We start from the raw sequence: 24,344 nt of genomic DNA, 5'->3' as shown, positions 1-24,344 counted from the left end.
TGTTTTCGGTTTAGCCCGGATAACGCAGGGCATCGCGCAGCAAGGTAAAAGCCGGTGAACTCTGTCGCCGGCTCGGGTAATAGAGGTGGTAGCCCGAGAAGGGCTCGCACCAGTCTTCAAGCACGCGAATCAGCCGGCCTTCAGCTACATGCGCCTGCACTAGGTCTTCGGCCATGTAGGCCAAACCTAACCCCTGGAGGGCTGCCCCCAGGCGCATGGCGATGTTGTTGAACACCAGTTGGCCCTCAACTCGTACCTTGAGTTCCTCTCCGTTCTTCTCGAATTCCCAAGGGAAGATGCCGCCGTAGGTGGGCATGCGGATGTTGATGCAATTGTGCTGCATCAGGTCACGCGGAATTACTGGTTGCGGATGCCTAGCGAAATACGCCGGGGAGCCGACGACAGCCATGCGCATATCTGGGCCGATGCGCATCGCAATCATGTCCTTGGCCACTTGTTGACCTAGCCGTACGCCGGCGTCGTAGCCTTCCGCCACGATATCGGTCAGACCGTAGTCGACGATGACCTCGATGCTCAGATCCGGATTATCCGGTAGCAGCGTTGCCAGTACGGGTTGCAGGATAGTGATCGCCGCATGCTCGCCAGCGGTGAGGCGCAGCTTGCCCGCCGGCTTGTCACGAAACTCGCTGAGCAATCCCAGCTCGCTGTCGATTTCTTCGAATCTGGGCGCGACCACCCGCAGCAGATGTTCTCCTGCCTCCGTGGGGGCAACGCTGCGAGTGGTGCGCGCGAGTAGCCTAACGCCGAGGCGCTCTTCCAGCTGGCGCATGGCGCGACTCAAGGCCGGCTGCGACATACCTAGCTTGGCAGCGGCGCGCGTGAAACTACGCTCCTGCGCCACGGCTGCAAAGATCGCGAGCTGGTCGTAGCTTTCAGTGGCCATTAATGCACACCTGTTATGAACCAACTGCGATTATGCCACCAGGCAAGCTACAGCTGCTTGGTTCCACATTGCCCCAATAGACGACGGTTTCTGTGAGTGTGGGGGAATTCCGTAATGTGTGGTGCCAGAACACACGCGGCAGCTTAGGGTCGATTTCAGCTGGTAACGATAGGCCGCTTCTGGCCGTAAGCGGAAGCGGTGCTATCTGCCCCTAAGAGGTGTGTTCAAGCTCGTCGTTTGAGCTTTAGCGAATTTCCCTGGCTCACTTTTCTAAACTGACGACTCACCGTCGCGCGAGCCCATACAGTGGCGGGCCTGAAAGCAAAGCTCGCACTTGATTTAGGTTGTCACCAACGGTCATTGAAGCGAAATGCCTTTATACCAGCGGCTGGGCGATCCTATTGATAAGTTCCGGCCCATCATTCCGCACGTTCCCGACGTCCTTACCCACCGGATGCCACTCGAATTCCTCGACGCATAAACCATGCGCCAGTGCTAGCTCCTCAGCCTTGAGCGGCAAAAGCTCCTGCTGCATCCAGAGCGCAGCGTACTCTGGCGATAGAACCAGAGGACGCCGATCGTGAATATCGAGCATGCCGGCAGCGCTAGATGACGTAATGACAACAAAGCCGTCGCCGTCTCGGGGTTCCAGCGAGGCGCCTCGCTGAAACCGCCCGAGCGCAGCGAAAAACATCGGCTCGCCGCTACGGAGCGTGATGTAGTAGGGCTGCTTGATCTTCGGGTTGGCCGCGTCCTTCTTCCACTCGTACCAACCATCAGCGGGCACTATTGCGCGGCCGGTTTGCCAGATATCGCGAAAGAACTTGCTAGTCGCGGCCGTTTCCACCCTGGCATTTATCGCTGGTGGTCGCTTCCCCTGTGCCCACAATGGGGCGTAACCCCACTTGACCGGCTCCATGCGCAGGCCATCATCGTCCTGGTGCAGGAGCTGAACCAGTGATTGCGGACACACGTTGTAGCGTCCGATTGGCTCAGGATTCACGCTGCCACGCAATGGCAAGGGCAGCTGCATCGCGATCTTGTCCAGGTACTCATAGGCGATTCGGTACTGAGCGAAACGTCCACACATGGGTGCCCCCGCACATCTGGTTCAATTGACCGGACTCTAGCTTCAGAATACTGTATATGCATACAGTTATGAGGTCTGTGCCATGCCCGTCCATATGTTGGGACCTGCTGCTCCCGCCACAATTGCACTGCCGTTTTTCAGTTTCTGCGTGCCCGCCGGATTCCCGAGCCCAGCGCAGGACCACATGGAGGGGAGCATCTCGCTCGACGAGCTGATGAACATCCGAGCTCCGCATACCTACCTGGCGCGCGCAGACGGGGAGAGCATGATCCAGGTCGGCATTTTCGACCGAGACATTCTGATCATCGACCGGGGACGGGAGGCAGAAAAAGGGGAGGTGATCATCGCAGCGCTGAATAACGAGCCTCTGGTCAAGATTTTCGACCGAGCCGGCAGCCAGGTCATTCTGCGCTCGGCTAATCCGAAGTTCCCGCCGCGGTACCTCCTCGAAAGCGAAGAACTCTACGTATGGGGCGTGGTGTCATACAGCATCCGAATCCATGGCAAGTACTGAGCGGGCCATCGCCCTCATTGATTGCAACTCGTTCTACGCCAGCTGCGAGCGTGTCTTTCGACCAGACTTGCGCCGTACGCCTATCGTCGTGCTTTCGAACAATGACGGCTGCGTGATCGCGCGCTCGGCCGAGGCAAAGCAGCTCGGTATCAAAATGGGCGTGCCGTATTTTCAGATCCGGCGCGACCTGGAGCGTTGGGGCGTTGTGGTGTTTTCCAGCAATTACGCGCTGTACGGCGACATGAGCGAGCGCGTCATGACGGTCATCGAGAGCCTGGTGCCTGCGGTTGAGGTGTACTCAATCGACGAGTCGTTTGCCGACCTTACCGGTGTGCCAGACGTCGAAGTGCTCGGCAGGCGGATCCGCGCTGAGGTACTGCGCAGCACAGGTATCCCGGTCGGGGTGGGCATTGGGGGGACCAAGACGCTCGCCAAGTTGGCGAACCATTCAGCGAAGCGCTGGCAGAAGCAGACGGGTGGGGTAGTGGACCTTCTCGACCCGGTGCGGCGCGACAAGGTGCTGCGCGTGACTGACGTCGGCGATGTATGGGGTGTCGGTCGCCGGATGACCGAGCACCTGAACAGGTTGGGCATACGTACTGCTTGGGATCTAGCTAGCGCGGATGCCTGGACCCTGCGCAAAAAATTCAGCGTGGTCATCGAGAAAACCGCACGCGAACTGCGCGGGACGCCGTGCCTCGATCTGGAGGAGGTCGCGTCACCCAAACAGGAGATCTGCTGCTCGCGGATGTTCGGCAAGCGCCTGCGCGAGCTTGAGCCAATCAAGGACGCAGTGGCGGCATATGCCGCTCGGGCCAGCGAGAAGCTGAGGGCACAGCAGTCCATGTGCAAGCGCGTCCGAATCAGCATCCGTACCGGCATGTTTAATCCCGACGAGCCCAAGTTCGCGAAAGGCGTCGTGTGTGAGCTGCCGTATCCCACCAACGACACCCGCTACATCATCCGGGCGGCGATCGCTGGGTTGGAACACATCTATCGCGATGGCTTTTCGTTCAGCAAGGCAGAGGTCCTGCTGATGGACCTCTGCCAGCGCGGCGAGTACACCGACGATCTATTCGCCCAAACCCAGCCCGCCGCGTCGGAGCGCGTTATGGGCGTGCTCGATGCAATCAACGCCAAGTGGGGCCGCAATACCCTCCGGCCCGGCCGCGTAACCACCGCGCCGGACTGGGGCATGCGACGGGAGATGATGAGCCAAAGTTTCACGACCAGGCTGGATCAGTTGTGGGTGGTGCGGTGCAACTAGGCGAGTGCATGCGAGGACCGATGAATTCCAGGTACTGGTTGTAGTGCGATCGCTTGCATCCGTTGACCGCTGAAAGCGTAAAGAAAAAGCCAGGCAGTGCCTGGCTCTTGTGTTGGTCGGATAGCTTACTGAAGCCAACCCTCTACCTTTTCGGCGCCGTGCTTTTCTTTCCAAGCTTTCAAAATCTTATGATTGCCACCCTTCGTCTCTACCACCTCTCCAGTTTCTGGGTTTTTGTAAACCTTAACTTGGCGCTGCCGACGAGGCGCTTGAGACGTCGGGGTGGCGCTGATGCTGGTGCGGCTGGGCTGCGGATCCAATATTGAAATAATTTCGCGCAGGCCTACGTCATATTGCCCCATCAAATTGCGGAGTTTTTCCTCGAACTCGATTTCGCGCTTGAGTTTGTCGTCATTCTTAAGAGCATCAAGCTGCTTGAGCTGGGCTGCGAGCTGGGCTTCTAGAGCTTTGAATTCGGCGAGTTTGGACATGGGTAACCTTCGGAGAACGAAACTGCTTTGTGTGTCTCAGTCTACCGCTTGGGCACGGAGGGAGAAAACTAAGGACCGACCGATTTCGTGAGTAATTCAGTCATCGAGAAGGCTGGTACAGGGATGGCGCTGCGGAGTGTTTGTCAGCCAGAGAGGTGCGTACTTCCTGACATATGAAGTGGTGGGTTAGCAAAATGGGAGGTGACCAAGCGGCGGCCGTTGCATAGAAACGTCGCGCATCCCGTAGAGGAAGCGGACGTGAGCAGGCTTCTTCTGCTTTAGCAGAGGTAGCCATGCATAGCATCGAAATTGGAGCTAGCCATTTACCTGCGGCAAATGAAGAAAGCTGCCTTTTTTGACAACAATGGCAGCCGCTTCGCGAAGGCAGTTGATCATTTTGGTCTTATTGCTCGGTCTCGCTCCACATTCGTTTCGCTTACCTGCAAACGCCCAAAATGCTCAACTGCCCCATACTTGAAGGTTTCAAGTATGGGGCGCGGGGGCATACTTGAAGGAACGCTTCGCTGCTTCAAGTATGCCCCCGCAATTTTGTTGTCAAATCATAGCCGCCAGGCGTTGCCTGGCCGAAATGGCGATTGTGCACAGACGTGAGCTGCGCCATTCGCGGGCGCTGCCGCCCCGGCCTCAATCATAAGCCCGATCACTGCGGCACACTTGTCTTACGACCGCCATGTCACATGACTCGAGTGCTGCAGTCTCGCCGTGTCACTCGTAGGGCTTGCGGCAGTTAGTGAGTGTCGATGCGCCGGGTGACCGTGCCGTGTGTCTGTCACAGTGGCGTTATGAAGCGGTGTCCGGTCTGATGCCAAAGCGCCCACGCTTCAACTGAAATTTGTGTGGCAGCAGCCGACTGTCACGGAATTCTCGTCGCAGCGGATGCAAGTTCTTCGATGGTGGACTGTGCTCAGCGATAGGGCGTGCCAACCGTCGCCGCAAGCGATGCCCGGAGTTGCGTGAAAATTCGGTTTCTTTCCTGTTGTGTTCAGAACGAAAAAGGCCGCAGATTGGCTGCGGCCTTTTATTCATCCTGTCTCATAATCATCTCCAGGCGATGATTGTTTTGAACGCTACGCGCTAGCAAGGCTTTTGCTTAGTTCTCCTTCCTCGCTTTCCGCGTCCGGCTTGGTTTGCGAGCAGCTTTTTAAAATGCTCCCAGCGGATCTGCTCGGTCTGTGCGTTGTATGTCAGTCCCCGTTCCATCTGCTCCAGTAATCTCAGACTCAGTGGCTGCTCCAGGTAATGGTCTGCTGTGACTTCTGGTGCACCACCCTCATGGCCGAGCAGATAGGCGATCGTGGATGGAGATATGCCTGACCGTTCCAGCCGAACGGCAAACGAGCGACGGAGACTTTTAAAATTGAGCCCGCCATTAACCGCCGGCGGACAGTGCTGACCGATGTATCCTGTACCCGTGCACGGCCCGCAGAAAAACCGACTTGGGTCGCGGGAGTATAGGTGCTTTGGATCGAAGCTCAGCTCGTTGAAAAGCAGAGCGTCATTGCCATCGGCCTGGCGCCGTTCTTCTACGAAATTTAGAAAGCCCATCTCCACTAGCTTCGAGCAGATTGGAATCTGCCGAGCCGACGGCCCCGTCTTCAACGACTTGTTGTAGCCATTATCGTTGATATCGATAAGGTCTACGCCGTGGACATCCTGGATCACATCATGCACACGTAGCTGGCAGAGCTCGTTAAGCCGCGCGCCGGTATAGAGCCCAAGCGGGAGCAACCAAAACCGATAGGGCTTGGCGTCCTGGTTGATTTTCGGCAGGTCGCCTGCGAGATACTTTCTGTAGGGCCAGCCTGAGAACATCTGATTCAGATTGCTATCCAGAAATGGCTTGGTGATTTCGGCGTGTTTTGTATTGCAGGTCGCGACTTTGATCGCCTCGGTAATCAGCTTGCTCTCAAGTGCTTCGTCTAGCATTCGATTGAACAACTGATAGTAGGTCGTGAGGTTTGCGCCTTTGCTACCCGACGCAGCGTTCTGCTTGAGTAACGACGGTAGCTGATCCTTCAGACGCTGTACGTCGGCCCGATCAAGCTCAGCAACTCGGCGGGTAGGATTATCTTGCGTCAGAGCGATTTTTAGTTTCTCCATCCGCGCTCGAAGCATGTGCTCGGATTTCCCTGCGTAATTGTTTTCTCGCAGAAAGCGGGACAGCGTTATGTCCATGAACTCGGTAAGCAAAGGAGAAGACTGAAAGCGGTTTATCGCATCCGTAATCGCTGAAATGTTTGCCAACGCGATTCGCAAGTGTTCTTCATGGCCGGGTTCGACGATAAGACTCAGGCCTTTGTAAAAAGGAATGGAGAGGGGGGCAGTTACATTCATATATACCTCACAGTGGGTGAGGCTTGAGATTATTACTGGATGGATAAACAGTCAAGATAATCTATTAGGATTTACCATGCGATAGTTTTTATTGACAACTTGTCAATAATCGCAAGATGAGCAAAAGGTAAGAGCGAGCCCCTACCTTTTATTAGCTGAATATTATGCGTACGTTTTCCAGTGTCGCTTAGCAACCCGCACGCTGGGGAAGGGGGTGCCAACCGGGCGACCGACATTGAAAACGCCCTGGCGTTCTCGTAACTCTTGATAGTGCCGGTAATGGATGTGTCCCAGCCCTAGCCCGAAATCGAGCTTGTCGAGCTCGTCTTTGAGCACGTCAGACGGATAGCAGTCGCCGTACCCACCGGTGGTACTTTTATCCGAGTGGCCTACAAGCGCTTTGGCTTTCGCCAGGTCAAGGTTCTGTCTGCGAAATTGATTGATAAAGGTGTGGCGCAGACCGTGGTACGTCAGGCCGTCATCTCCCAGGCCGCAAAGCCCAAGGTAACCCCGGCTAATCTGGCTTGAGCCGAGAAACCAACGGCTCGCAACATGCCCGGGAGAAAGGTCGCCGTATACCCGAATATTGTCGAAAAGCGGAGCCTTGCCGTCTCGCTCGACAGCTTCCAGGCGTGCTTGATGAAACTCCAGGAAGCCCGACTCGATAAGCTGCCGGTGAATCGGCACCAACCTTTCCGAATCGGACGTCTTCAGCTGTTTCGACCCGCTTCGATTGATGCTGATGAGCCAGACGCCGAGTTCTTGCCGAATGTCTTCGAGCCGTAGCTGGCACAGCTCACTTAGCCTTGCGCCTGTAAAAAGGCCAAGCAGCGGCAGCCAAAACTTGTAGTCATCCAAGCGCCAGCGCGGCGGCGTGGTCAGTGTGTAGGCCGGACCGTGAAGAAGTTTCTCGATCTGGCTTGGGCTATACGTGCGCTTCCTCGGCGCCTCGGCTCCTTTGGTGCTGAATGCCAATCCGGCCGCGATATTTTCGGTGATGTAACCCTGATCATGAGCGTAGGTGACAAGGGCCCTTGCCAGCTCAAAAAACTTTTTCGCAGTGCGAGGGTTGATTGGCTCGAACTTACCGTCGCTAATGATCTTACTTAGCGGCTGGTTACGCGTGGCACGGAGGCGATGCCGGTTCTTCGGATAGCTACGCAGATGATCGCGTAGCGTGTTGAATTCAGCGCGAGTCAGCGTCTCGACTTGCCGGTGCCCGCCAAGCAGCTCGCACAGGCCTTCCAGGCGGGCCTTTGCGGTAATGCGAGTCCGCGGGTTAGCCCAGGCGCCTTCACGAATTTGCCGTTCTTCGTATTCCTTTACCAAAGCTGCGAGGCTCAACCCTGCGTTTGAACCACGCGCCGGCGAGACAATGCGATCGTTGACGGAGGGTTGCGTAAAGAGGGTTTCAAGCTTGGCTTTCTGCGCGTCGGGCAGAACGCTCCCGAGCGCATTCAGCAACGCGAGCGTGCCTGGATCCTGTGGCGGTGCCACAGCATCTGTCGGCGAGTTCAGCTCCGGAATCGTCTGCATAGGCTCGGCGGTTGCAGCAGAACCCAACATCCGCCGAACCAGGTCACCGATTTCCTGCATGGCTTGGGCGTAAGGATCTTGGTGATCGTCTTCCTGAAAGTAACGCAACAGCACCTTATCAACCTTCTGCAGCGTATACGTCAGCATGAGGACCGCAATGATGATGGAGCTAGTGAGCAGCTCAACCCGAAAGCTTTTCTTTTCTCTCAGATGCGCTTTCATGCACAGCGGATCGAGTTCGATAAGCATCACATAAAGCCCCGATCCCTCCTGCACCAAGAGCGCTCGATCAATGATGCGGAGCTTCAGATGCATCGCGTTGGCTTGCTGAAGATGAAAATGCAAAGCTTGCCGAGATTGCGGTAGTGCTGGGGGGATGTGCATGAGATTCCGACCCTGGTCTGGGCGGGCATGGCACAGGTATTCATAAAGCGTCATCGCTGCAAATGCAGGAGATTCTTTCGAATAGCGCCCTGGGGAGGGTGGGACGGTCTCGAGTACATCAAGGGCGGCGTAAATGTACCGGGCAGCGTCGCTCGCCACGTTCTGGTTGTTGGTTCCGAGCGGCCAGTCAAAGCGTACGAACCCGACCCCAAGCGCTTTTACCAGTGCGGGCGTTGGTGTCAGTGCGAAGAAAATTTCGCCCCCTGGCTCGTGGCTATAGAGCACTACACGCTCGGCACTCTCTTTCATCATGCGAGCGTGGGCGACCGAAAGGTCTTGGTTCGCGAGCTTCATGGGCGACGGACGGACTTTCCAAACCCGGTCGGCGAATTTGAGTGCTTCCGCTACCGCTAAGTGAAACCTTTGGAGGTCAACCAGCAGGCGGTCAGAAAAGAGCTCGACATAGTGCTCGGTTGCCTTGGCAAGGAACTGCTCGAAAGAAGCATTCAGGTACTTAGCGAGATCGCGGGCCAGGGCTTCGTCGTGGCTGAGCGACCACCGGATTTGCGCAGGCAGTTTCGGGTTGGCCGCGAAATGCTTAGGGAATGTGAGGTAGTACTGGAAGCCAGTGTTGGCTTGATAGACCAGGTGGGGGACACCCGTTTTGCTTTGGCGCTTGGACATGATGGCATACCTTTTGGATTCACAGACGGACTGTGAGTAATCCAATGCCATCAAATCTGGGCTGAAACCCGCGTTCTAGACGGGTTTCAGTGTTGAATTGGTGGAGCCGGGGGGATGGTCAACCGCATTTCCCGTTCCCCATTGCAAGCTACAGAACCCGTACGTTTGAGCCGCAGCGCCAGTGCCTCGATGTCACACCTAGGTGGGCGTGGTTGATGGTTCACGCAGAATATACGTTGCGGCATGTCTGGACTAGAGGGATTTGAACCGGCGTCCGAAAAGTGCGGCGCTGCGCGAGCTAAGCGAAATTCAGGCACCGTCGATCAGGGTCGGAAGTGAGGCTGGCTCAACATCGAGCGCCAGCGCTATGCGCTCGAGAGGAGGGGCTCGTTAGTGGTACCGACTCTCGGCAGCATCATTAATAGATGGGCGAAAGCACTCATACGGTTCACAAGGAGTTCATTCGGTGAACGCCTGTAGCCATAACCCTGCTATATTCGGAGAGCTATATTCCAGTAGCAGACAATTTTTATACCTTTCGGCATAACCTCTAGAGGCTACCTGCATGTCAAGGAAGAGCGGCAACTCTGGTGCATTCGTGTGGAAGGTGGCTCTAGCCATGCTAGCGATAGGTGTTTTGGCTAAAGCCGTTCAGCTTTTGATAATCGCTGGCATCCTGTTTCTGCTTTACTGCCTCGTTCGAGCGCCTGGTCCTACGCTCGGATTTCTTGTGCTTGGGTTAATAGGGGCGATTCTAAAGCGGGTGCCTGACCCATACATAATGATGGGTTTTGGCGCTGTGCTTCTTGCGTGGGTCATAAGCATACTCAGAAAAAGGGAGCCGGCACCAATGGCTGAGTCTGGCAATCAGCCGTTGATATCGGATACTGGTGCACGCAAGGACATCAGCCAAGATTGAGTTTGGAGGCCTCTTCGTATGCCTGTGATGTGGGTGGTTAATTTCAGGTGTTTCGCTAATCTTTAAATTGATGGTCATTTGTGCCTGCTTGCTGCCATGATCTGTATCTTTGCTTGAGATTAGTTCGTCGTTTTTCAGTAGGTTTTTGCCTTGTTCTAGCGAATAAGCAGGCTATCACCCTCGCCGAGAAATTGAGTGTATATCGGCTTCCCATTGTTCTCCGCTCTAAACGTCTGCGCCCATCCGGCGCTATGTACTTCGATGGCGTCTAACTGTTCAATCAGTTCGCACGCTGCTGAGTAGCTTATAACTTCGTGCTGCATGGTTTTGCTCCTGTTTCGTTGGCGTGAATACAGTAGCGATGGTTCGCGATATCGGGAAGTCTGCCGGTGTCGGTAAGTTCTGTGTATAATTCAAACCGTCCAAGCTCGTACTTCAGTCAGTGGTTAGTTAGTTCAACTACCACTGATTTTTTGTGCTCTCGTTTTTTTGGGTTCGCCCGCTTTGCTGTAAGCTCTAAGATGGCGTTTAGAGCGCTGTTTTTTGTTGTCCGCTTGGTCTGCCGGTCTTTTGTGAGATCGCATCGCTATGCGCGTTCTAGGCGGCTTCTTGGCTGTGCTGGTGCTGGTGCTCGCCGGTTCTAGGAGCAGTCCGGCAGTCCGGCAGTTTGGCGTGACTCGTCTCGATTCTGCTGGCTGTGTTGGTGCCGTGGCACCCCTAATGCCGTGATTCGCTGCAAAGCCTTCTGTGAGGCTCTATACGCTTCGATCTAGCTTTGGCGCTGCCTGTACGGTCTTTTGTCAGATCGCATCGCTATGAGCGTTCTAGGTGCCTTTCCGGGCGTGGTGGTTGGCATGTATCAGGACGGTGCTCTGGTAGTGCGCCTTTGTCAGCCGTAGTAGTTCGCTGGAAATGTAAGTCGCTTTACCGGGGGGCAGATCGTAAAACTCTTTGAGCCTAGAGTCTGCGAGCACTGATAGCTTGTTCTTCGCACAGTATGCGGCCCATCCAAGCGCACTGGCGAAGCCTTCTCGCTCGATATCGGAGCCGGGAGTGGTGAACATAAGGTCGCTGTCAGCTTCGCCCTTCACGCGGCGTAGTGCGCGACGAAGCTTGGTCTGGCCTTGAGCTGCAAACCCAGTAGGTCCAATGATGAGCCCGTGAAGGTGCCAGCGCCTACGGCTGCCATCCTTCGTTAGAACCGCTGGGCTTTTTTCGAGTGAATAGAGAAACCAAGCATCGCCTCCCAATGCCTCGCGAACCTTGCGAACCATCTGGTCTCTGATTTGCTCCGGTGCAGTTTGGTCGCCCTGGTCGAGCCGCTTGCTTAGCTTGCTGTTCAGGATCAGGGTGAAGGCTTTGCACTCGTAGGTCAGTTCAGCCGCCCTGTCTAGTAGCGGTGCCACTGCAAGCATCAGCTTGTGGTTGTCGTCCGTATCTCGCCATGAACGGAATACAAACGTCTTGGGCTGTACCCCTTCCAAGAGCGTATGAGGCTTCTGGTTGGTGTGAAGGGTATTGCTTGTATTCCTCCCTAGTATACTGGTCTTAGCCATAGCGAACTGCTTTGAAAGCACCGTGGTTACTAGCGGTGAGGCGTTTTTTGGAGTCCCGAAATTTACGGGTTTTTGCAGAAGCTCTGATGGCGCATCGCTCGTACAAGCGCTCACTGGCAAAAATAGGTGGTCGATTGTGCTGTCTCGAATGTCTTCCCTGACAGCCTCCCTCATACCCTCACGAATTACTTCTAGCCGGGCGTCGGTTACGTTTTCAGAATCGTTGAAGTCCTGCATCTGTCCAATGCTCGTTGTCGCCTCCGTCCCTCTGCCTGATTTTCAATTTTCAGGTCTGCGCATTGAGCGCTATGGGGTCTAGTTGGCTTTGTTTTTCTAAGGATTCGACAACCGGGCTCGTGGTGTCATGTTCGGCCCGGTGTCGGTTCGTTGTAGATGTCAGTCCTGCACCAGCTCCACTACCCCGTTGTCTTCTTCTTCGGTCAGCAGTGAGTTGCCTGTGATGCGCTCGGCTGCTTCGCGGCGCTGCTGCTCTCGAATCTCTCGGACGTCATCGTCGGTCATGATTCGAATGCGAAGCTCGGACAGCTCTTCAACATGCGTGGCTTCTGCCAAGCGATCAAGCGGCAGGGCACGGCGCGCCACCTTCTGCGTGAGATCAAGCGCTGTGGCTGCTGCCACCACTGTTCGCATCATTTGGTAAGGCGTGCTGGTGCTGGGGTCGAGCGCTTCCATAGCTTCTACTACCTTCCCCCGGATCATGCGGGACAATGCGAGATCGTCCAGCACCAGCGCGGCGGCGTGCTGTTGTACCGCGTCCAGATCGAAGGCGGTGTTGAGCATGCCTTGACGTGCTTGCTCGACAAGACTTTCGGTTGCAGCACCAGCAACAGCGCTGCGGCGCTTCAGAATGCGCTTAGTGGTAGATAGGGATAGGTCGAGCTTGTCAGCGATGGCTGGGCAGGAATAACCCGCTTCGCGAAGTATGACGGCTTGGGCTTCGATGTCCGGTGTGGTCTTCGAGCTCATTGCGCTTACTCTTCAACGATAAGCAGGGACGGTGGCAGACCTGCCAGCGCATTGAGTTCATTCGTTAGCTCGTGCCAGTTGTTGCGCACGTTGAACATCGGCGCGCCTGACAGCCTAACGATTGTTTTCAGCTCGACCGGAGCTATATCGAAGATGGTTTTGCCATCGGCTGTGAGTGCGTCGAGAGTTGCGCTGATGATGGCTTGGCGAGTTTTAGCGCGTTGAGTGCAGCCGGCAGTTGGCTGATTGCGGCATCGTCGGCTTGATTTGATGCCATGGGTTCGGCAGAAGTGGTAAGCGGAATTTTTTGTCCAACGGGAGCCGTCAGAGCGGGGAGCGAGTTTGTTAAGTAGATCGGCAAGGCGCGAATAGCTGCCGTTGTCGGATTGCATGAACTGCTTAGCAGTTGTCTCTAGGTATTGCATTCGTTACCCCTTAGCAACGATGTGAAAAATTCTTCCCGATAGGGCGTCCTCCAAGTGTTTATGGTTCATGGTTTAAGGCGCTGTTTAATTCAGCGCCAATATTGTAATTGCGTTTAGCGTCTTGTGTCTAGAGTTATGCTTGACTTCGGCTTTCTTATATGTGTAAGGATTTCGGAAGTTCGGCCTTGGCTCGATAAACAGTTGCCACTCCGCACTTTGCCAACCTTGCGATCTCCTCAGCAGAGGCGTCCGGAAACTTCAACAGCATCTCTTGGGCTGTAACCCATGATTTCGACTTGCCACGGGTTTTAATCATCTCGCCGCGCTCCTTGCGGCGCTCAAGGCCTTGTTTGATCCGCTCGACTCGTTTCTGTTGGTCGAGTCGTGCCATGGTTGCCATCAGGTCAAGAAGCATATCGTTGATAACCCTTAGAACCTGACTAGCGATGTCATCGCTGTTGGCTAGCTGGTGCGTGGTCGGTAGGTCTACCACTACTAACCTGAGTCCCTTACATTCGATCATGCTGCGAAGCTGTTTCCATTCGTCCTGAGACAAGCGGGACAGCCTGTCCACGCTTTCACATAGCAGCACATCAGCCGGCTCAGCTTCATCGAGCAGGCGAATCAGCTCCGGGCGCTCCAACTTCGTGCCGCTAATGTTCTCGGCGTAGATGCCGGCAATGGTCATGCCTCGTTCAGCCGCAAACTCTCGCAAGATCTGCTCTGCGCGGTGGCTGTCTTGGTCCTTCGTCGATGCTCTCAGGTACAGGCGGGCTTTCATGGGGAGTTTTCTCAAGTAACTCTAGATTTGATGGGCAAATGATAGTTCGATCAATTGCCCTGCATCTACAGGTTTTTTGATAGTCCCGGTACGCGAGCTTGGCGTCTCTCAGATGGGTATAGAGGTTTGAGAATTCTGTTGAGCATCCGTTTTGTTAATGCTGGCGAAATGCAATAGATTGCTTTGGGTCGTCATAGGGCTTCGCCTGGCGTTTCGAATCCATTGAGTGTCTTTACTTGGGAGGGGTGTATGGGTGTTGAAGAGGAAGTGTTGAAAAAGCTGCTGGACTGCGATGCGTTTCACGACAGTGATCCAAAATGCGCAGGGATCGCGCAGGCGGGCGTTGATAGGGGGTTCAGCAGCCTGTCGCCTGCTCAGCAGCACGTTCTTGAGCCGTTCATGCGCCAGACTTGCGAGGGGGTTGTCAACCCAGGCGGGCATCACAATGGTTGTTCGCGCGAATTAGAGGGAAAAGAGCTAATAGAGGCCTTGGATACAAGGTTTGCCGACGGGCTGATTTGCGCCGATTGCAAGGAGGAGGCGTCCTATTACGAACACCAATGGGAACGGATTAAAGCGGAGTAGCAGACTCCGTTAGCTGGATGGGTGTTTCTAGGCAGCAAGACAGCTCCCGCTACGCGCCGAGCTGTTGAGCCGCTAGCTGGACTGCCCGAGGTTTTCTTCAATCTGATTCTCGATTGTTTGTTCGAATCCACCTGTGGTCCGCAGTTATGAAGTGCTTGGTCCGTTTTGCACGCATAGCTGCCAGACCGTAACGCCGCGAAGCGCAAGGGAGTATGCTCATGCCCGCTGTCATCGTTGAGAACGACGTTTCGATTTGGGACGATGAAACTGGTGCCGTTTACCATTATCCGAAGCGGTACAGCGCCATTCTCAAACCTGGAATACAGGTCATCTACTATAAAGGCGGGATGAAGGATAAAGCCTACGCAGATCGGCGGCTGACCGACCTGCCGCATTACTTCGGGATCGCTCGCATAGGCAAGGTTTATCCCGATCCAAACAGCTCAAAGGGTGATCTGTTTGCCCTGATCGAGGAATTCCAACCATTCGAGTGGCCTGTTCTCGCTAAGGATGGCGATACCTACCTAGAGCCCATTCCGCCATCCAAGGTGAGTAATTACTGGCGTGACGGTGTCCGATCGATCGATCAAGGCACCTACCAGAGCATTCTGATGCGAGCTAAGCTCAAGCCTCTACAGATCGCGGAGGTGCAGGAAAGCGAAGATGCTTTGGCTTTCCGATCTGGTGTCGAAGGCAGCACAACGAGCTACTTCGGCGTCCGCTATGAGCGAGACCCCAAGCTCAGGTGCCAGGCCATCGCCATTCATGGTACTGCCTGTAAAGCGTGCGGCTTTGACTTCGAGAAGGCGTACGGCGATTACGCACGAGGCTACATTCACGTGCACCATGTGCAGCCGATTTCTGAATTCGATGGCGCGAAGCTCGTTAACCCGGAAACCGACTTGATTACTTTGTGCGCCAATTGCCATGCGGTCATCCACCGAAAGCGCCGAACAACTCTCAGCCTCGATCAGCTAAGGGAAATGATTCGCGGGCATTGGATGTGCAGTGAGCCTTCCTAGGCGACTTCAGTAACCTCGTTTCTTTGATGGCCTTCATACCATGCGAGGGTGCCGCGCACGGTGGCTGGTAATACTCTTACGCAGTACGGCGCCGAAACGATCAGCGAAATCCGCTTGATAGCTTTTTAACCGCTGGATGGCTTCTGGAATTGGCAGCAGTTTGAGCGCCGCAAGCTTGTGCTCAATCGTCGCGCCGCCGTCGTAGTGCTTCCCGGCAATCGTGTTGGGTGCATGGCCCGTGATGGCATCAATGACCGTTTGGTCCACCGGCTTACCATCTCTGCGGGCGTTTCGCAGGTTTGTCTCTAGAGTGTGTCTAAAAGAGTAGAGGCTCTTACCGGACTTCGGGTAGTGGACGCCGATGGCCACTAAGTAGCCGTTTGGCGCTTCGTTGAAAAACTTGCTGGCGCTTTTGGCCCACCCCTCTTTGTTGTGATCGGAGGTTTCGTCCCGTGGTGGCAGGTAGGCGAGGCCGTCTCCGAAGAGCTTTTTCTGCTTAGCCGTTCGCTGGCTTGCCAAGTAGTCAAGAAATCCAAGATCAATCAGGCGAGGGTGGATAGGCACCTGCCTAGCCTCTTCGGTCTTGACTCGTTTGGCTTCAAAGGCTTTGGGATCGTCTGGGCGAAAGTCGAAGCATGGGTGCCCGTCTATCTCGCGAATGTCAGCGGTGTCGAGCTGGGCAATTTCGTTGGTTCTGGCACCAGTAAAGTAGGCGACGAGGGGCATCCAGAACCAAAAGGGATAAGCCTTCGTCCTGTTAGCCGGCGGTGTGCCTTGGTAGATGTAGCCTGAAAAGATCGTCTCCACCTCCTCCATGGAAAATGGCTTGCCTTTCCGGCTACGTGAGTTCTCTCGCTTTTGGACGGCCTTGATCAGTAAGTCTTCAGGGCCGATGACGGTAAGGTCCAAGAACCTCGCATGTCGTTGGATTCGCTTCATCGCGCCGATCAGACTGGTTACGCGCTCATGTCCTGCCATTTCTCCCGGATCGTCCGTAACGAGCGATTCCAGAGGCGATGGCGGATCGATTGTTACAGTCGCGCCGGCTCTAATCGTGCGCGCTGCGTCGTATGCGAATTGCCAGTCCTGCTTGGTCAGTTCGCACACTGGCTTGTGTCGTGTAAGTACCGTCATCACACGAGCACGACGTTTGCTCTCTTCGAGCGTTCCGCCGTGCTTGGCTTGGCCACCCCTAGTAGTCTTGTCGGCTCGATCGCGCTCTAGCTGGTGCTGCCACACGTCATAAAGCGTCCAGCTGGCCATTTTAGGGTCGTGGCTGGGCTCTGTTGCCAGCGGTAATTCAGTTGCGGTTGGAGTGCCTGTAGCGGTGAGGCTGACTGTAACCAGCTCGTCCCTTAGCTTAGGCAATACCCTTGGTAGCTCGGTCGGCTGATACGAGCGCGAAAGCGCCAACAGCTTTCGCGCTAGGGGCTCCAGCTCGTCCCGGATTGGGCGGTCGAATCGCCCCTCCAGTAGCTCAGCGATGCAATGGCGGCGCTGGCGTTCTTCGATCTCTGCATTGGATAGCACTGGTTCTGATTCTGCCGCTGCGCTGGCTGGGCTAGACCACGTGCCTACGCCGATGCCCTTTTGGTCGCGGCACAGTTCATCGAAAAGGTCGATGTCTTCTTGGCTGGGTTCGTAGTCGCTGTGGTCGGTCATGCGCGAAGCTCTATCGAAGATTGAATCGAAGTGCACAGCATGCTGTCGAGCGCGCTTGAGCGCTAGCCTTTCGCTATCAGTTTTCAGTGAGCGCCGAATCTCTCGTTTGCCGTTGATTCGAGGGCGCAGGGAGGCGGGAATTACCATGCGGAAGTAGAAGGTTCCGTGGCGATTTCGGTAGAGGTAGGTAGGAGCGAGTTTCATCATGGGCGCCTGCTGATGCCCTGCTTCGATGTGACTGCTCGATGTCACACCTGCTAAAACGGCAGGTCCAGACAGCACAAAGCCCCGGAGTACGGGGCTCTGCGCTTGTGATGGTGGAGCCGGGGGGATTTGAACCCCCGTCCGCCAGCTCTCCGCTATTGGTTCTACATGCTTAGCCAGATCTACTGAGTTAACTCCGCGCCGCCCGATTGGCAGGGTGCTTAGAGCGAGCTGTATGAGATTTAGCCGTTACGTCTACAGCGAACTTGGCGGCGATCCTGTTCTATCTGACGGTCATTTCGGGTTTACAGGCATCCCCTAGTGACCGCTGGAGCCGAAGCTACCAGATGAAGGTTAGGCGGCTAGCGCGTACCCTTCGTAGTTGTCGTCGTTGGCAACTATAGGTTTGCAACAGTTTATTTACGAGTTCTGTTACCAACTCGGCATGCCCCTCAAGTTTCGTTACCGGCGTCGAATCCTAATCGGCCCCTGGTGCAGCTTGTGGTGCTGGGCGCGAGTGTACGGCGATCTCTCTGCGCTGTCGATCATCTTGTAGCCATGCTGGTTACAAAATGTACAGCTTGGCAGCGGCAGGATCGCTCGCACGATCCCGCCGGCCTGGCTTAGTTGCCGGCGCCGGAACCGGAGCCGCTGGTACCGCCGCTACCGGTGCTGCCCGGGCCTTTCAGCTCTTGCAGTGCCTTGGTGGAGTGCGCGATGCAGGCCTCTGTATCGCCGGATTGCTGGGCTTGGCGAGCCTGTTTTACGTACTCGTCGACTTGGCTCTTGGCCGGCTCACCCAGGGTGGCGGTGTTGGCGGCCATGTTGTCGTCAATTTCCTGCAGGTTGAGCTGACACAGGTCGTCTTGCGCGAAGACAGCGGGGCTGGCGAGCAGTACCGCGGATGCGAGCAGTGCATGAACTTTCATTGTGGGTCCTCCAGTCTTGTGGACTTCCCGGGCCTGCCTGAGAACTGCTGAAACGGCGGCGCCGAGTCGAATCGAACCCGTCAGGGGCTCTAAAAATCCGACTGCGATTGCGCAAGAGCGTTCATCGAAGCGACACAAACGAAACGGCCCCGCTCCGCTGAGCGGGGCCGTAACGCTGGTGCTAGAGAGGCTGGTCGGCAGTTTTACGACGCGTTACACGGTCAACCAGATAGACCAGACCGTGATAGTCGATCTCGCCATGACGTGACAGGCCGATCTCGCAGGTGCGGCTGGTGGAGATGCCTTCTTCGCAGATCTGCACGGCGTTCTTCAGGCTGCGCAGCGCGTGCTCGTTCAGCTCCGGCGTGGTGAAGCCCTTGTCGCCGGCGAAGCCGCAGCAGTGGATGCCTTCGGGCACCACGACTTCCTTGGCGCAGTGGCGGGCGATGTCGATCAGCGCCTGCGCCTCGCCCAGGTGCTGGGTGCTGCAGGTGACGTGCACGGCGATCGGCTTGTCCTGCGGGACGAAGTCCAGCTTGTCGAGCAGGTGCGTGCGGATGAAACGCACCGGGTCGTACAGATCGAGGCGCTGATCGGTCAGGCCCTGGACCAGGCGCAGGGTGCAGGGGCTGGTGTCGCAATAGATCGGGTCGAGCCCGCCGCGGCTGGCCTTGAGCAGCGCATCGAGCATTTCCTGGCGCTTGCGTTCGCCCTGTTCGGAATAGCCCTTGGAGGCGAACGGCTGGCCGCAGCACAGGTCGTTCAGCTGTTCGGGGAAGATCACCTGGTAGCCGGCCTTTTCCAGCAGGCTGCGGGTCTTGTCGAGTAGCGGCTCCTGTTCCTGATCGCGTGCCGCCGGGCCCATGGCGCGGGAGACGCAGGCGGCGAGGTAGACCACCCGAGCGCGCTCGTCGGTGGGCGGCGCCTTGGGCAGGTTCAAACGTTGCAGTGGCTGCGGCGTAGCCGGCGTCCACTGGGGCACGCGGCCCTTGCTGGCGCGGGTCATGGTCGCCGACATCTTGGCCAGGTTTCGCGTGCCCATGATCAGGTGTGCGCCGTTGGCCACGTGCAGCATGAAGCGGGTGCCTTGCACGGCGGTGGCGAAATGCTCGGCCAGCCAGTTGGCGGTACCGGTTTTGTTCGCCTCACGGCCGCGCAGCTTGCGAACCAGATCGCCGGTGTTGATGCCCACCGGGCAGCGCTGGGCGCAGAGGCCGGTGGCGGCGCAGGTCTCGACACCGTGGTAGTGGTAGAGCCGCTCGATCTCCGTGGTGTCGACACCCGCGCGCTTGCGTGCCTGGATGTCGCGCCAGATGACGATGCGCTGGCGCGGCGTCAGGGTCAGCCCGTTGGATGGGCAGACCGGCTCGCAGAAGCCGCACTCGATGCACTTGTCGACGATCTCGTCGGCGGCGGGCATCGGCTTGAGGTTCTTCAGGTGGATGTCCGGGTCTTCGGAGAGCACCACGTCCGGATTGAGGATGCCGGTGGGGTCGAGCAGGCGCTTGATCTTCCACATCAGCGCGTAGGCCTCGCTGCCCCATTCCAGCTCGACGAAGGGCGCCATGTTGCGCCCGGTGCCGTGCTCGGCCTTGAGTGCGCCGCCGAACTCGACAGCCACCAGCTGCGCCACTTCGCCCATGAAGGCCTCGTATCGGGCGACCTGCGCCGGATCGTCGAAGCCCTGGGTGAAGACGAAGTGCAGGTTGCCTTCCAGCGCGTGGCCGAAGAGGATCGCCTCGTCGTAGCGGTGCTTGTCGAGCAACTCGATCAGCCGATTGACGCCCTCGGCCAGACGCTCGACCGGGAAGGTCACGTCCTCGATGATCACCGTGGTGCCGGTCTGGCGTACGGCGCCGACTGCCGGGAAGGTGTCCTTGCGGATCTTCCACAGCTGGTTGTAGACCACCGGATCTTCGCTGAAGTCGACCTGTTTCTCCACCGGGAAGTGCGCGATGGAGGTCATGATCAGGTTGATCTGCTCGTGCAGCAGCGATTGGGTCGCCGCACGGGATTCGATCAGGAGCGCGCAGGCGGTCGGCGACAGTTCCTTCACCCACTCGGGCATGCCGGCCTTGTGCTCGACCGAGCGCAGGCTGCGGCGGTCGAGCAGCTCCACGGCGGACACCGGTTGCTGCTTGAGCACCGGTACGGCGAGGCAGCAGGTTTCCACGTCGGGGAACACCACCAGCGCGCTGGCCTTGTGCGGGTGATCCGGCACGGTGTCGTAGGTCACCGCGCTGATGAAGCCCAGGGTGCCTTCGGAACCGACCATCAGGTGGTTGAGGATATCCAGTGGCTCGTCATAGTCGACCAGCGCATTGAGCGAGAAGCCGGTGGTGTTCTTCAGCCGGTACTTGTGGCGGATCTTCGCGGCCAGTTCGGCGTTGGCGCGGGTTTCGCGGCCGAGTTCGGCCAGCTGCTCGAGCAGGGCAGCGTGGCTCTGGCGGAACGCGGCAACGCTGGCGGCATCCTCGCTGTCGACCACGGTGCCGTCGGCCAGCACCACGCGCAGGCCGGCGAGGGTCTTGTAACTGTTCTGCGCGGTGCCGCAGCACATGCCGCTGGAGTTGTTGGCGACGATGCCGCCGATCTTCGCCGCGTTGATCGAGGCCGGGTCGGGGCCGATCTTGCGCTGGAAGGGTGCGAGCACGGCGTTGGCGTTGGCGCCGATCACGCCCGGTTGCAGGCGGATCTGCTCGCCGCCATTGCGAATCTCGCGGCCGTTCCAGTTGTCGCCGAGGACGATCAGCACCGAGTCGCTGATCGCCTGGCCGGACAGGCTGGTGCCGGCGGCGCGGAAGGTCACCGGCACGTTCTCGGCATGCGCCAGTTTGAGCAGCCTGATCACTTCGGCTTCGGTTTCGACGCGTACCACCAGCTTGGGCACCAGCCGGTAGAAGCTGGCGTCGGTGCCGAAGGCGAGGGTGGAGAGCGGGTCGTCGAAGCGGCGCTCGACCGGGATCAGGCGCTCGACTTCGCGGAGGAACGCCGCCGGCAAGGGCGCACGTTCGAGCTGTGCGGCCGCGTTCATGCGTCCTCCAGGATCAGCACGACCAGATCCTTCGGCCCGTGGGCGCCGTAGGCCAGCACCTGCTCGATGTCGGCGGTTTTCGACGGGCCGGAAACCAGCAGGGCATTGGTCGGCATGCCGGCGGCCCACTGGAACTTCTGCTGGATCTCGTAGAAGTTGTCGTGGATTTCGCTGGCCTTGAGGATGGCGAAATGCACCGGCGGCACCAGGCTCATCAGGCGCGGCTCCTCGCGGGTGGGCCACATGATCAGGCTGCCGGTGGAGGCGATGGCGCCGAGGGTGCCGGTGAGGCTGGCCGGGGTGTCGTTGAACAGCTCGTCCTTCCAGTCCTCGACCGGGCGGTCGTAGGCCTTCAGCGTCGGCAGGCCTTCACGACCGGCGCAATGCGCGGTGAAGCGCTGGCCGTACGGTGTGGTTGGGGCGATCAGCAGGCTCGGCAGCTGGCGGTCGTGCAGCAGCTGCTCGAGCAGGGCGGGCCAGCCGGCGTCCGTGGTCAGGTGAATCTCGGTGTGCACCGCTTCCATCAGCTGACGCAGGCGGGCGATGCGCTGCTCCGGCGCGTAGCTCCAGGGCTGGGTCACCAGCGACTCGTCGTAGTCATCGACCACTGGCGTGGTGCCCTCCAGGCTTTTTTTCAGCTTGGCGAGAATGTTGGCCTTGGCGCTCATCGCTTGCCCTCCAGGTGTTCCTTGGCCAGCTCGTGCAGCGAGCGGGCAGCCGGTTTCGGTGCGCTGTGGTTCTGCGTCCAGGGGCCGATGTTCGATGGCGTCAGGGCGCGCAGGCGGGTGGCGAAGAAGCCGAACAGGCGGTACAGCGTCGGGCTGGTGTTGAGCAGGCGCCAGCCGGCCCAGATCAGCCGTTCCTGCCTGGAGTACTTGCTGCCCTGGCCGCGCATGACCTTGTGCGGATCGTCCGGCGCCTTGACGTTTTCCTCGCGCAGGCGGCGCAGGAGGGTCGGAATCGGAATCTTCACCGGGCAGACTTCGCCGCAGGCGCCGCACAGCGACGAGGCGCTGGGGTGATCCGGCACCTTGTCCAGGCCGACCATGTGCGGGGTGATGATCTTGCCGATCGGTCCGGGATAGACCTCGCCGTAGGTGTGGCCGCCGACGCGGGTGTACACCGGGCAATGGTTCATGCAGGCGCCGCAGCGAATGCAGTTGAGCGTCTGGCGCAGTTCGCTGTCGGCGAAGGCCTGGCTGCGGCCGTTGTCCAGCAGGATCAAATGCACTTCCTGCGGGCCGTCGAGCTCGTGCGCCTTGCGCGGGCCGGAGATCATGTTGACGTAGGTGGTGATCGGCTGGCCGAGCGCCGAGCGAGTCAGCAGCGAGAGCAGCGGGACCACGTCGCGCAGGTTCTCCACGACCTTTTCGATGCCGGTGACGGCGATATGCACCGGCGGCACGGTGGTGCTCATGCGGCCGTTGCCTTCGTTTTCCACCAGCAGCAGAGTGCCGGTCTCGGCCACCGCGAAGTTCACCCCGGAGACGCCGATATCGGCCTCGAAGAACTTCTGCCGCAGCGTGCGGCGACCGATCTGAATGAGTTGGTCGACGTCCTTGGTGTACTCCACGCCGAGTTTCTCGTGGAACAGGGACGCGACCTGGCCGGCGTTCTTGTGGATCGCCGGCATGATGATATGAGAAGGCTTCTCGTGGTCGAGCTGGACGATGTACTCGCCCATGTCAGATTCCAGGCATTCGATGCTATGGCCGTCGAGGAAATGGTTCATCTCCATCTCTTCGCTGACCATCGATTTGCCCTTGATCACTTGTCGCGCCTCGTGAGCGCGGGCGATCTCGAGGACGATGTTGTTCGCCTCGTCTACCGTCTCCGCCCAGTGCACCTTCACACCGTTGCGGGTCAGGTTGGCTTCCAGCCGCTCGAGCAGCTCGGGCAGCTTGGACAGTGCGCGAGCGCGGATATGGTTGCCCATCTCGCGCAGCCGCTCGCGTTCGTCGGCATCGCTGAACGCCGCGGCGCGCTTGGTCATCAGCGAGTCCATGGCGGTGCGGAAGTTGCGCCGCAGCTGCTCGTCCTTCAGTGACTTGCGGGCACGGGCGCGGAAATCCGGATCGCCGGCGTTTTCGATCTGAATCGCGGGAATACGCTGTTCGGCGTTCATCGGGCACCTCCGGTGCGTTGCCAGAGGAAGCTCGCCAGGTGCTGGCCGCGCAGGGCTTCACGCTGCTTTTCCAGCGAGCCGTTGATGTTCATCAGGCAGCCGCAGTCGGCGCTGACCACCTGATGCGCGCCGGACTCCTTCAGCGCACGGGTCTTGTCCAGCACCATGGCGCCGGAAATATCGGGCATGCGCACGCTGAAGGTGCCGCCGAAGCCGCAGCATTCGCTCTCGTGGTCATGCTCGACGCGCTCGACCTGGCCTAGTTGGGCGAGCAGGGCGCGGCCGTGCAGATGGGTATTCATTTCGCGGCGAGCCGAGCAGGAGGTGTGCAGAGCGACCTTGGTCGGCGTGCCGGCATCCTTGAACTCGACCTTGCAGACGTTGAGCAGGAACTCGGCCAGCTCGAAGGTGCGCTCGGCCAGCGCCTGGGCCTTCTTCAGCGTTGCCGGCTCGTCCTTGAACAGGTCCAGATAGTGGTGGCGCAGCATGCCGGCGCAGGAACCGGAAGGGACGACCACCGGCCAGTCGTTGGCGAACAGCTCCAGCTGCGCGCGGGCGACCTTGCGCGCCTCGTCGGTATAGCCGGTGGTGTAGGCCGGCTGGCCGCAGCAGGTCTGGCCCTGCGGGTAGTGCACGGTCAATCCTTCGCGTTCGAGCAGGCGGATGGCATCCAGGCCAGCCTCTGGATAGAACAGATCCACCACGCAGGTACCGAACAGGTAAACCTGGCTCGGCTTGGCTGGGTACTCGCGTGGCTTGGGCAGCGGCGGCGCGACGCGGGTGGCGTTCGGCGCGGCGTTGTAGAAGAGTTCGCTCATCGGCTTGGTCTCCGGGTGGGCCCGGTTATCCGCAAACTGCGGGAGGTTGAAGCGCTCTTGCCCCGCATGAGC

General features: G+C 58.1%; 19 protein-coding genes and 1 other RNA gene. 4 read left to right on the top strand and 16 right to left on the bottom strand.

The genetic code is table 11. From position 1 onward, the window contains the following. Positions 1-10: 10 nt before the first annotated feature. Entirely contained in the window at positions 11-904 is an 894-nt protein-coding gene (locus tag NAO55_RS07420; RefSeq protein WP_020307717.1) for a LysR family transcriptional regulator, read from the bottom strand. A gap of 376 nt (positions 905-1,280) precedes the next feature. Continuing rightward, complete coding sequence (locus NAO55_RS07415) at positions 1,281-1,994, bottom strand: SOS response-associated peptidase family protein (RefSeq protein WP_011914413.1); 714 nt, start codon at positions 1,992-1,994, stop codon at positions 1,281-1,283. An 82-nt stretch (positions 1,995-2,076) separates the two neighbouring features. Here NAO55_RS07415 and NAO55_RS07410 point away from each other — a divergent pair, with 82 nt between their 5' ends. Both NAO55_RS07410 and umuC read left to right on the top strand, forming a co-directional pair. Next, positions 2,077-2,508, top strand: a complete 432-nt coding sequence (locus NAO55_RS07410; protein ID WP_011914412.1) for a LexA family protein — start codon at positions 2,077-2,079, stop codon at positions 2,506-2,508. Continuing rightward, positions 2,495-3,775 carry a translesion error-prone DNA polymerase V subunit UmuC gene (gene umuC / locus NAO55_RS07405; RefSeq protein WP_017243954.1) on the top strand — a complete coding sequence of 427 codons (1,281 nt, stop codon included), beginning with the start codon at positions 2,495-2,497 and terminating at the stop codon, positions 3,773-3,775. The genes NAO55_RS07410 and umuC overlap by 14 nt, the downstream gene beginning before the upstream one ends. 125 nt (positions 3,776-3,900) lie before the next feature. Here umuC and NAO55_RS07400 read toward each other — a convergent pair whose 3' ends face one another. From NAO55_RS07400 to NAO55_RS07370, 7 genes are all read right to left on the bottom strand, one after another. Further along, on the bottom strand, positions 3,901-4,266 hold the full coding sequence (locus NAO55_RS07400; protein WP_017243953.1) for a histone-like nucleoid-structuring protein, MvaT/MvaU family: 366 nt from the start codon (positions 4,264-4,266) through the stop codon (positions 3,901-3,903). A 1,095-nt stretch (positions 4,267-5,361) separates the two neighbouring features. Then, a complete protein-coding gene (locus NAO55_RS07395) occupies positions 5,362-6,621 on the bottom strand; it encodes a site-specific integrase (RefSeq protein WP_011914403.1) in 1,260 nt (419 codons plus the stop codon). 162 nt (positions 6,622-6,783) lie between these two features. Beyond that, positions 6,784-9,225, bottom strand: coding sequence for a site-specific integrase (locus NAO55_RS07390; protein ID WP_014597600.1), 2,442 nt, complete (start codon positions 9,223-9,225; stop codon positions 6,784-6,786). Positions 9,226-10,968: 1,743 nt separating this feature from the next. Then, a complete protein-coding gene (locus NAO55_RS07385; RefSeq protein WP_102838567.1) occupies positions 10,969-11,937 on the bottom strand; it encodes a hypothetical protein in 969 nt (322 codons plus the stop codon). 159 nt (positions 11,938-12,096) lie between these two features. Further along, the gene (locus tag NAO55_RS07380) at positions 12,097-12,687 is read right to left on the bottom strand and encodes a helix-turn-helix domain-containing protein (protein WP_102838566.1); all 591 of its coding nucleotides are present in this window, start codon (positions 12,685-12,687) and stop codon (positions 12,097-12,099) included. Between the two features lie 5 nt (positions 12,688-12,692). Then, positions 12,693-13,112: a hypothetical protein gene (locus NAO55_RS07375; protein WP_146030716.1), complete on the bottom strand. Its 420-nt coding sequence runs from the start codon at positions 13,110-13,112 to the stop codon at positions 12,693-12,695. Between the two features lie 154 nt (positions 13,113-13,266). After that, positions 13,267-13,893, bottom strand: coding sequence for a recombinase family protein (locus tag NAO55_RS07370; RefSeq protein WP_102838565.1), 627 nt, complete (start codon positions 13,891-13,893; stop codon positions 13,267-13,269). Positions 13,894-14,142: 249 nt separating this feature from the next. Here NAO55_RS07370 and NAO55_RS07365 point away from each other — a divergent pair, with 249 nt between their 5' ends. Further along, on the top strand, positions 14,143-14,478 hold the full coding sequence (locus NAO55_RS07365) for a hypothetical protein (RefSeq protein ID WP_102838564.1): 336 nt from the start codon (positions 14,143-14,145) through the stop codon (positions 14,476-14,478). Positions 14,479-14,696: 218 nt separating this feature from the next. Continuing rightward, a complete protein-coding gene (locus NAO55_RS07360; protein ID WP_102838563.1) occupies positions 14,697-15,500 on the top strand; it encodes an HNH endonuclease in 804 nt (267 codons plus the stop codon). Positions 15,501-15,533: 33 nt separating this feature from the next. Here the strand turns inward: NAO55_RS07360 and NAO55_RS07355 are convergent, their stop codons facing one another. The 7 genes from NAO55_RS07355 to NAO55_RS07325 all read right to left on the bottom strand — a co-directional run bounded on the left by NAO55_RS07355 (position 15,534) and on the right by NAO55_RS07325 (position 24,272). Then, complete coding sequence (locus NAO55_RS07355; RefSeq protein ID WP_232244569.1) at positions 15,534-17,369, bottom strand: site-specific integrase; 1,836 nt, start codon at positions 17,367-17,369, stop codon at positions 15,534-15,536. A 108-nt stretch (positions 17,370-17,477) separates the two neighbouring features. Further along, positions 17,478-17,856: a transfer-messenger RNA gene (gene ssrA / locus NAO55_RS07350) on the bottom strand. A 133-nt stretch (positions 17,857-17,989) separates the two neighbouring features. Then, on the bottom strand, positions 17,990-18,295 hold the full coding sequence (locus NAO55_RS07345) for a PA2433 domain-containing protein (RefSeq protein ID WP_102838562.1): 306 nt from the start codon (positions 18,293-18,295) through the stop codon (positions 17,990-17,992). 181 nt (positions 18,296-18,476) lie between these two features. Beyond that, the gene (locus NAO55_RS07340; RefSeq protein ID WP_102838561.1) at positions 18,477-21,329 is read right to left on the bottom strand and encodes an FAD-binding and (Fe-S)-binding domain-containing protein; all 2,853 of its coding nucleotides are present in this window, start codon (positions 21,327-21,329) and stop codon (positions 18,477-18,479) included. Then, positions 21,326-21,997: a LutC/YkgG family protein gene (locus tag NAO55_RS07335; RefSeq protein WP_102838560.1), complete on the bottom strand. Its 672-nt coding sequence runs from the start codon at positions 21,995-21,997 to the stop codon at positions 21,326-21,328. Before NAO55_RS07335 ends, NAO55_RS07340 begins: the two co-directional genes overlap by 4 nt. Further along, positions 21,994-23,454: a LutB/LldF family L-lactate oxidation iron-sulfur protein gene (locus NAO55_RS07330; protein WP_102838559.1), complete on the bottom strand. Its 1,461-nt coding sequence runs from the start codon at positions 23,452-23,454 to the stop codon at positions 21,994-21,996. Before NAO55_RS07330 ends, NAO55_RS07335 begins: the two co-directional genes overlap by 4 nt. Beyond that, positions 23,451-24,272, bottom strand: a complete 822-nt coding sequence (locus tag NAO55_RS07325; protein WP_041103899.1) for a (Fe-S)-binding protein — start codon at positions 24,270-24,272, stop codon at positions 23,451-23,453. Before NAO55_RS07325 ends, NAO55_RS07330 begins: the two co-directional genes overlap by 4 nt. Positions 24,273-24,344: the final 72 nt, after the last annotated feature.

This window comes from Stutzerimonas frequens, from assembly GCF_024448335.1.
GTDB lineage: Bacteria > Pseudomonadota > Gammaproteobacteria > Pseudomonadales > Pseudomonadaceae > Stutzerimonas > Stutzerimonas frequens.
This window is presented reverse-complemented; position numbering and strand designations above follow the sequence as displayed.

Excerpts from the sequence above, each read along its gene's own strand:
- NAO55_RS07340 (WP_102838561.1), bottom strand. The coding sequence starts at position 21,329 with ATGAACGCGGCCGCACAGCTCGAACGTGCGCCCTTGCCGGCGGCGTTC.
- NAO55_RS07355 (WP_232244569.1), bottom strand. The coding sequence starts at position 17,369 with ATGATGAAACTCGCTCCTACCTACCTCTACCGAAATCGCCACGGAACC.
- NAO55_RS07420 (WP_020307717.1), bottom strand. The coding sequence starts at position 904 with ATGGCCACTGAAAGCTACGACCAGCTCGCGATCTTTGCAGCCGTGGCG.
- NAO55_RS07390 (WP_014597600.1), bottom strand. The coding sequence starts at position 9,225 with ATGTCCAAGCGCCAAAGCAAAACGGGTGTCCCCCACCTGGTCTATCAA.
- umuC (WP_017243954.1), top strand. The coding sequence starts at position 2,495 with ATGGCAAGTACTGAGCGGGCCATCGCCCTCATTGATTGCAACTCGTTC.
- NAO55_RS07400 (WP_017243953.1), bottom strand. The coding sequence starts at position 4,266 with ATGTCCAAACTCGCCGAATTCAAAGCTCTAGAAGCCCAGCTCGCAGCC.
- NAO55_RS07330 (WP_102838559.1), bottom strand. The coding sequence starts at position 23,454 with ATGAACGCCGAACAGCGTATTCCCGCGATTCAGATCGAAAACGCCGGC.
- NAO55_RS07325 (WP_041103899.1), bottom strand. The coding sequence starts at position 24,272 with ATGAGCGAACTCTTCTACAACGCCGCGCCGAACGCCACCCGCGTCGCG.
- NAO55_RS07365 (WP_102838564.1), top strand. The coding sequence starts at position 14,143 with ATGGGTGTTGAAGAGGAAGTGTTGAAAAAGCTGCTGGACTGCGATGCG.
- NAO55_RS07395 (WP_011914403.1), bottom strand. The coding sequence starts at position 6,621 with ATGAATGTAACTGCCCCCCTCTCCATTCCTTTTTACAAAGGCCTGAGT.
- NAO55_RS07335 (WP_102838560.1), bottom strand. The coding sequence starts at position 21,997 with ATGAGCGCCAAGGCCAACATTCTCGCCAAGCTGAAAAAAAGCCTGGAG.
- NAO55_RS07375 (WP_146030716.1), bottom strand. The coding sequence starts at position 13,112 with ATGCAATACCTAGAGACAACTGCTAAGCAGTTCATGCAATCCGACAAC.
- NAO55_RS07415 (WP_011914413.1), bottom strand. The coding sequence starts at position 1,994 with ATGTGTGGACGTTTCGCTCAGTACCGAATCGCCTATGAGTACCTGGAC.
- NAO55_RS07345 (WP_102838562.1), bottom strand. The coding sequence starts at position 18,295 with ATGAAAGTTCATGCACTGCTCGCATCCGCGGTACTGCTCGCCAGCCCC.
- NAO55_RS07360 (WP_102838563.1), top strand. The coding sequence starts at position 14,697 with ATGCCCGCTGTCATCGTTGAGAACGACGTTTCGATTTGGGACGATGAA.
- NAO55_RS07385 (WP_102838567.1), bottom strand. The coding sequence starts at position 11,937 with ATGCAGGACTTCAACGATTCTGAAAACGTAACCGACGCCCGGCTAGAA.
- NAO55_RS07410 (WP_011914412.1), top strand. The coding sequence starts at position 2,077 with ATGCCCGTCCATATGTTGGGACCTGCTGCTCCCGCCACAATTGCACTG.
- NAO55_RS07380 (WP_102838566.1), bottom strand. The coding sequence starts at position 12,687 with ATGAGCTCGAAGACCACACCGGACATCGAAGCCCAAGCCGTCATACTT.
- NAO55_RS07370 (WP_102838565.1), bottom strand. The coding sequence starts at position 13,893 with ATGAAAGCCCGCCTGTACCTGAGAGCATCGACGAAGGACCAAGACAGC.